This is a genomic window from Kitasatospora sp. NPDC056327 (assembly GCF_042261735.1).
Lineage (GTDB): Bacteria > Actinomycetota > Actinomycetes > Streptomycetales > Streptomycetaceae > Kitasatospora.
In genome coordinates this window covers 14,218-15,973 of the sequence record NZ_JBHJRC010000192.1, presented here as the reverse complement: position 1 = coordinate 15,973, position 1,756 = coordinate 14,218, and the positions used below count along the sequence as shown (strand labels likewise).

3 protein-coding genes are annotated in these 1,756 nt (G+C 69.1%); 1 reads left to right on the top strand and 2 read right to left on the bottom strand.

Annotation, left to right across the window (positions count from 1 at the left end; all coding sequences use genetic code 11):
- Window positions 1–110: 110 nt before the first annotated feature.
- Together ACFCX4_RS24720 and ACFCX4_RS24715 are read right to left on the bottom strand one after the other, a co-directional pair.
- Window positions 111–323 carry a DUF397 domain-containing protein gene (locus tag ACFCX4_RS24720; RefSeq protein WP_376146208.1) on the bottom strand — a complete coding sequence of 71 codons (213 nt, stop codon included), beginning with the start codon at window positions 321–323 and terminating at the stop codon, window positions 111–113.
- Window positions 304–1,185 carry a Scr1 family TA system antitoxin-like transcriptional regulator gene (locus ACFCX4_RS24715; protein WP_376146205.1) on the bottom strand — a complete coding sequence of 294 codons (882 nt, stop codon included), beginning with the start codon at window positions 1,183–1,185 and terminating at the stop codon, window positions 304–306. The genes ACFCX4_RS24720 and ACFCX4_RS24715 overlap by 20 nt, the downstream gene beginning before the upstream one ends.
- Window positions 1,186–1,278: 93 nt before the next feature.
- Between ACFCX4_RS24715 and ACFCX4_RS24710 the strand changes: the two genes are divergently transcribed.
- Window positions 1,279–1,674, top strand: coding sequence for an ATP-binding protein (locus ACFCX4_RS24710; protein WP_376146202.1), 396 nt, complete (start codon window positions 1,279–1,281; stop codon window positions 1,672–1,674).
- Window positions 1,675–1,756: the final 82 nt, after the last annotated feature.

Here is a 1,756-nt window from a genome sequence, read left to right as displayed (position 1 = left end):
CCGCTAACACCCCCCCCCCCCCCCCCCAACTTAATTCCACCCCGGGTGCCCCCGGGGCCCCCCCCCCCCCCCCCCCGGGCGGCGGGGCCCCGGATGGCTCGTGGGGTCTGTCAGACCTCGCCGAACTCGCCGACTCGGACGGCCACGAGGAACGACTGCCACGCCTCTGCAGGGAACACGAGTACCGGGCCGTTCGGGTCCTTGGAGTCGCGCACCGCTCCGGGGCGCGCGTCGTCGACCTCGACACACCCGCCCTGCCCGTTGCTGTAGGAACTCTTCCGCCACGCGGCGCCAACCGGACGGTCACCGTGAATGCTGTTCATAGTCCCTCCGTGTCTCCCGGATCATGGCCACGCTGTCCAGCCGCGTGAGGGCGTCGACCTGAAGGCGATCGTACTGGCCGGCCCATCGGGCCACGACCTCGGAGTCCCGTTCCAGAAGGCCTCGTCCGAGCGTTTCGGTGTACCCGACCATCGCGCGCGTCGGCAGGGTCAGCAAAGTGACCGAGTGTGAGAAGGGGCGCGATTCTCCGAGGGCGCACGGGACGACCTGGAGGATGACAAGGGGTCGCGCCGCCAGGTCTTCCAGATGCTGCATCTGACGGGCCATGACTGCAGCTCCCCCGATCCGGCGCCGCAGGGCCGATTCGTCGAGGACCGCATGAACCGTCACCGAGCGGTCGAGCAGCCGCTGGCGGTCCACAAGAACCTTCAACCGCTCCTCCGCCTGCTCCCGCGTGGCGTCACCCCGTCGAACCGGTGCCATCTCGTAGGCGGCACTGTAGTCCGGGTGCTGAAGCAGACCAGGAACCATGTCCAGCTCGAAGATCCGAACGGTCACGGACTCCCGCTCCTTCACCGTGTACTGGTCGAACCCCTCGAACAGAAAACGCTGTTCGGACTGCCGCCACTCGCGCTCGAACCGGTCCGTTTCGAATGCATCGTCGATTCTCCTCGCAAAACGACCGGTTGGAGGTTTACGTCCGGTTTCCACCGCCGAGATGTGAACGGCCGAGTACCCGACAAGTGCGCCCAGCTGTTCCTGCGTCCAGCTCCTCGCCTCTCTCGCCTGGCGAAGCAGCATGCCGAACCTGGCCGTGGGCGAGGAATCGGGATCAAGTTCCTTGCGATTCATGGCTGCCGGTGACTCTCCCTTCTGGCTGGAAAGGTTGAAGGCATCGCCCATCGTAGGCCACAGTGAGTGCCCTGGGTAGTCGCTCAACTACTTATCGGAGCGGCACCTTGACCCTCCTCCCTCTCCCCACCGAGGTGCTCCGCCATGTCCGCTTCCCACCGGCCCCGTGCGTTCGCCGCGCGCCTCGACACGCGGAACGAATCCGCCCCGCTCGCCCGGCACCTCCTCCGTGCCTACCTCGCCGCCCTGCCCTCCGGCGACGTCTACTCCGACACCGCCGAACTGCTCCTCGGAGAGCTGTTCGCCAACGCCGTGCAGCACTCCGGCTCCTCCGCCGACCGCCTGATCGAGATCCGCTTCGCCCTCATCGGCTCCCGCCTGCGCCTCGAAGTCCACGACAGCGGCAGCCGCCGCCCCCCCTCCGCACCGCCGGCCCCGACGACGAGCACGGCCGGGGCCTCCTCCTCGTCGACGAGCTCGCCGAACGCTGGGGCTGCTGCCCCCGCGCTGGCGGTGTCGGCAAGTTCGTCTGGGCCCTGATCGCCCCCGCCTTCGCGCCGGCTGCCTGAATCCGGCGCGCCACCCGGCCCCGAGCGTGGGGGGGGGGGCCCCCCCCCCCCCC